This is a genomic window from Tepidiforma sp. (assembly GCF_026419595.1).
Taxonomy (GTDB): domain Bacteria; phylum Chloroflexota; class Dehalococcoidia; order Tepidiformales; family Tepidiformaceae; genus Tepidiforma.
The window spans coordinates 21,187-26,182 of sequence record NZ_JANZZD010000031.1 but is presented as its reverse complement, the minus strand read 5'-3'; the positions used below and the strand labels follow the sequence as shown (position 1 = coordinate 26,182).

Here is a 4,996-nt window from a genome sequence, read left to right as displayed (position 1 = left end):
CCCGCCTCCCGGTTCCCGCCTCCCGGTTCCCGCCTCCCGGTTCCCGCCTCCCGTCTTTCCCTCCCCTTGCCCTCCCCTGCCCCCGAAGGTATCGTTTGTGTGCTTCTTCACGACCGCACGGGCAGGGCCCCTCGTGAGCCCGTGCCCGTCGCACAAGCCCTGGGAGCCCGCGCCGCCGATGAGTGCAGCAGCCACCTCGCCTTGCCCTGCCCCGGCACGTAGCATCGTGGCCATGCTCCCCCGCATCCGGTGCGCCCTATGAGCTTTTACGACCAGTGGTCCGCCATCCTCATCGCCGCCATCGCGGGCTTCATCCTCGTCTTCACGGCCCTCATCGCCACCCGCATCCTCGCCCCCTTCGCCCGCGAGCGCGCCAAGGGCATCTCCTACGAATGCGGCATGCTCCCCATCGGCCGCAACTGGGCGCAGATCCACGTCCGCTACTACCTCATCGCCATCGTCTTCCTGCTGTTCGACGTCGAGACCGTCTTCATCTTCCCCTGGGCGATGACCTATCTCTCGCTCGCCGAATTCATCTTCTGGCAGATGATCCTCTTCATCGCGATCCTCAGCCTCGGCCTCGTCTACGCCTGGAAGCGAGGCGTCCTGGAGTGGAAATGAGCGAAGCGACCGTGCCGCCCTATGTCCCGGATTACGGCGCCGAGCCCGAACGGCTCCGCCCCGTCGAGCTGCCCCGCGCCCGGGCTGCGTACCGGATCGTGCTCCCCGGCGTCATCCAGACCGGCGCCGATGTCCTCCTTGCCGTCAGCCGCAAGAGCTCGCTCTGGCCCATGACCTTCGGCCTCGCCTGCTGCGCCATCGAGATGATCGGCACCTTCATGGCGAACCACGACCTGGACCGCTTCGGCATCGTCCCCTGGCCCAGCCCCCGCCAGAGCGACGTCATGATCGTCTCCGGCACCGTCACCAAGAAGATGGCGCCCGCCATCAAGCTCCTCTACGAGCAGATGCCGAACCCCAAGTACGTCATCTCTATGGGCGCCTGCGCCACCAACGGCGGCCCCTACACCGAATACGACCGCGTCCTCCAGGGCGTCGACAAAATCATCCCGGTCGATGTCTACGTCCCCGGCTGCCCGCCGCGCCCGGAATCCCTCCTCGATGGCTTCCTGCGCCTGCAGGAGAAGATCATGGAAGACAGGCGGATGGTCGGATGAGCAAACCCCTCGCTCCGAAGCCCATCGAACAGGTCATCAAACTGCTCGAGCAGCGGTTCGGTAAGCTGCCCGTCGCCATCAACCAGACCGCCACCGACGCCAACATCGATTGCCCGCCGGAGCACTTCCGCGCCGTCGTCGAAGAGCTGAAGAACCACCGCGACCTCGCCTTCGACTTCCTCCGCAACATCGTCGGCATCGACATGCTCGAGGAAGGGCTCGCCTGCAAGTACCAGTTCTTCTCCTACAAGAACCGGCAGGCCGTGCAGGTCACCGTCCTCACCCCGCCGGGCAACCCCCACATCCCGAGCATCACCGACCTCTACCCCGCCGCCAACTGGCACGAGCGGGAAGCCGCCGAGATGGTCGGCCTCGTCTTCGATGGCCACCCCAACCTCAAGAACCTCCTCCTCGATGAGGACGTCCGCATCCACCCGCTCCTGAAGGCCCACCCGCTCCAGAAAGCCGAGATCCTGCAGGGCATCGAAGACGCCACCCCGGGGTTCACCTTCTGATGTCTGCCATCCGCCGAGCCAGCCCGAGGTACGCCGCATGAGCATCTGGCCCGAAGAGCGCGTCCACGCCCTCGCCGACGACGGCTTCGAAACCGTCGACATGACCATCAACGTCGGGCCCCAGCACCCGGCCACCCACGGCGTCTTCCGCATGGTCCTCACCGTCGACGGCGAAAAGGTCGTCGATTGCGAACCCTACATCGGCTACCTCCACCGCGGCCTCGAAAAGCTCACCGAAAACCACGACTACCGCCAGGCCATGGGCTGGTGGGACCGCACCGACTACCTCGCCGGCATGGCCTGCGAAATGGCCTACTGCATGGCCGTCGAAAAGCTCGGCAACATCAGCGTCCCCCTCCGCGCGGAGTACATCCGCGTCATGATGGTCGAGCTCTCCCGCATCCTCTCCCACTTCATGTTCTTCGGGGCCTTCGGCGCCGACGTCGGCTCCTTCGGCACCTCCTTCATCTACGGCTGGCGCGAACGCGAACGCATCTACGACTTCTTCGAAGAAGTCGCCGGCGACCGCATGTTCCCCACCTACTTCCGCCCCGGCGGCGTCCAGATGGACCTGCCCGAGAACTACCAGGACCGCGTCCGCTGGCTGCTCGGCTCCATCCGCCAGGGCCTCGAAGACTTCGACGGCCTCCTCGTCGGCAACGAAATCTTCGTCGAACGCTGCCGCGGCCTCTCCCCCGTCACCCCCGAGCAGGCCATCGCCTGGGGCCTCACCGGCCCCTGCCTCCGCGCCACCGGCTTCAAGTTCGACCTCCGCAAGGACGAACCGTACAGCGTCTACCCCAACCTCAAGTTCGATATCCCCACCGGCGCGAACGGCGACGTCTTCGACCGCTTCATGGTCCGTATGGCCGAGGCCTGGCAGAGCACGCTCATCGTCGAGCAGTGCCTCGATGCTCTCTCCCAGATGGAGGGCGAACTCGTCCTCAATCCCGACCTGCCCAAGACCCTCCGCATCGACAGCGGCGAATGCTACGTCCGCACCGAGGGCACCAAGGGCGAATACGGCGTCTACGCCCTCGCCAAAGGCGGCAACAAGCCCTACCGCATGAAGCTCCGCTCGCCCTCCTTCTGCAACCTCTCCGCCCTCCGCGAGATGGTCATCGGCACCTACGTCGCCGACGCCATCATCATCCTCGGCTCCCTCGATATCGTGCTCGGCGAGGTCGACAAATGATGCTCTTTGCCGATCCCCTCTTCGGGCTCCCCACCTGGATCGACGCCATCATCCGCATCGTCATCGTCGTCCTCGTCATGACGGTGTTCGTCATCTACAGCACCTACGGCGAACGGAAGCTCGTCGCCCGCTTCCAGCAGCGCCTCGGCCCGATGCGCACCGGCCCGTGGGGCCTCTGGCAGGGCTTCGCCGATGCCATCAAGCTCGTCGGCAAAGAGGACATCCGCCCGAAGAACGCCGACCGCTGGGTCTTCGAACTCGCGCCCTACGCCACCTTCATCCCCGTCCTCCTCACCCTCATGGTGCTGCCCTTCGCCGAGAACTGGGGCGTCCGCAACCTCGCCCTCGGCGTCTTCTTCGTCTTCGCCGTCCTCGGCCTCAACATCGTCGGCATCCTCATGGCGGGGCTCGGCTCGGGCAACAAATACGCCCTCCTCGGCGCTGTCCGCGCCGCCGCCCAGATGATCAGCTACGAAATCCCGCTCGTCGTCTCCCTCCTCTGCGTCGTCATGATCACCGGCGCCGATACGGGCAACGGCGTCGGCACCCTCAACCTCAATACCATCGCCGCCCTCCAGGAGGACCGGCCCTATATCGTCCTCCAGCCGCTCGCCTTCCTCATCTTCTTCACGGCGATGCTTTCCGAACTCCACCGCGCGCCGTTCGATATCCCCGTCGCCGAATCCGAAATCGTCGGCGGCTACTTCGTCGAATACTCCGGCATCCGCTGGAGCATGTTCCAGCTCACTGAATACGCCTCGATGTGGGGCTTCGCCGTCTTCGGCTCCGTCGTCTTCCTCGGCGGCTGGGCCTGGCCCTTCGGGGTCGATAGCCACTGGGCGCTCCAGCTCGCCACCACCTTCACCAAAGCCCTCGCCATCGTCATCGTCATCATCTGGATCCGCACCACCGTGCCCCGCCTCCGCATCGACCAGCTCATGAACTTCAGCTGGAAGGTGCTCCTCGAACTCTCCTTCCTGCAGCTCATCGTCAACGGCATCATCCTCTACTACGACTGGCCGCAGGAGCTCCTCGCCGTCACCAGCGCGGTCGGCGCCGGCTTCCTCATCTTCCTCATCATCCGGCACGCCTCCGCCCGCTCCACCAAAGGCCTCCTCGGCACCTACCGCACCCTCGGAGCGTCGTCGTCATGAAAGGCATCCTCAAAGGGCTCGGCGTCACCTTCTCGACCTTCCTCCGGAAGCCCGTCACCGTCGAATACCCCGACGACCGCAAGGCCCTCCCCGTCCGCCAGCGCTCCTTCCCCGTCCTCGTCTGGGACTTCGACCACGACGAGCCGTTCTGCACCGGCTGCAACGTCTGCGTCCGCAACTGCCCCGTCGACTGCATGACGGCGGTCATGATGGACAACCCGAAGTACGCCGAGGGCACCAGCAACCGCCGCAAGATCGTCGAAAAGTTCTGGATCGACTACGCGCGCTGCATGCGCTGCAACATCTGCGTCGAGGTCTGCCCCTTCGAAGCCATCGTCATGGACAACACGTGGAGCGGCCACGAGCACGCCGTCTACGACCGGCGCGACCTCCACATGGACATCGACGAGCTGACGAAGGTCTCCCGAACCGGCCAGCTCGCCCGGCCGTTCCGCCCGCAGGACAACATCGAGCTCCTCGAGCGCAAGGCGAAGGGCGAAGAGCCGCCGCCGCCCTCGTTCGTCGGCGCCCGGCCCGAAGACCGCCAGCGCCAGCTCGAGCGCATCGCCCGCGGCGAGCCCGCCGCCATCCAGGAGCGCGAGCCCGAAAAGCCGAAGGTCGCCGCCGCAGCCGCCGGGGCCGGGGCTGGCGCCGCCGCGGCCGCCGGCGAGGGCGAAGTCCTCTCCGAATCGAAAATCCGCGCCAAGCGCATGCGCGCCGAGCGCGAGGCAAAAGCCTACCTCGACCGCGGCGAGCCCGTCCCGCAGGAGATCCTCGACCGCATCGAGTACTACAAGAACCTCAAGCCGGGCCAGGCAGCGCCCGCGCCCGGGGCCGCCGGCGCCGGCGCGCCCGCCGGCGAAGTCCTCTCCGGCACGAACCCGGACGGCACCATGCGGTTCCCGCCGGGCGTCGGCACCGGGCCGAAGGGTGACCCGAACAGCTACGAAAAAG

The 4,996-nt window shown here is 66.3% G+C and carries 6 protein-coding genes (1 of these 6 cut by a window edge); all 6 read left to right on the top strand.

Annotated elements, in window-relative coordinates:
* The first annotated feature begins 258 nt into the window (after positions 1-258).
* Tightly spaced (at most 37 nt apart), the 6 genes in view from N2041_RS12710 to N2041_RS12685 form a layout consistent with a single transcriptional unit that may run on beyond the window.
* Positions 259-621, top strand: a complete 363-nt coding sequence (locus tag N2041_RS12710) for an NADH-quinone oxidoreductase subunit A (protein WP_297678952.1) — start codon at positions 259-261, stop codon at positions 619-621.
* Positions 618-1,178: an NADH-quinone oxidoreductase subunit B gene (locus N2041_RS12705; RefSeq protein WP_297678951.1), complete on the top strand. Its 561-nt coding sequence runs from the start codon at positions 618-620 to the stop codon at positions 1,176-1,178. The genes N2041_RS12710 and N2041_RS12705 overlap by 4 nt, the downstream gene beginning before the upstream one ends.
* On the top strand, positions 1,175-1,693 hold the full coding sequence (locus tag N2041_RS12700) for an NADH-quinone oxidoreductase subunit C (protein WP_297678950.1): 519 nt from the start codon (positions 1,175-1,177) through the stop codon (positions 1,691-1,693). Before N2041_RS12705 ends, N2041_RS12700 begins: the two co-directional genes overlap by 4 nt.
* Before the next feature lie 37 nt (positions 1,694-1,730).
* Positions 1,731-2,888 carry an NADH-quinone oxidoreductase subunit D gene (locus N2041_RS12695; protein ID WP_297678949.1) on the top strand — a complete coding sequence of 386 codons (1,158 nt, stop codon included), beginning with the start codon at positions 1,731-1,733 and terminating at the stop codon, positions 2,886-2,888.
* Positions 2,885-4,042, top strand: a complete 1,158-nt coding sequence (gene nuoH, locus N2041_RS12690) for an NADH-quinone oxidoreductase subunit NuoH (RefSeq protein ID WP_297678948.1) — start codon at positions 2,885-2,887, stop codon at positions 4,040-4,042. The genes N2041_RS12695 and nuoH overlap by 4 nt, the downstream gene beginning before the upstream one ends.
* Positions 4,039-4,996, top strand: partial view of an NADH-quinone oxidoreductase subunit I gene (locus N2041_RS12685; protein ID WP_297678947.1) — the 5' portion only. It continues 752 nt past the right edge of the window; only the first 958 of its 1,710 coding nucleotides appear in the window; the start codon lies at positions 4,039-4,041; its stop codon lies beyond the right edge, outside the window. The genes nuoH and N2041_RS12685 overlap by 4 nt, the downstream gene beginning before the upstream one ends.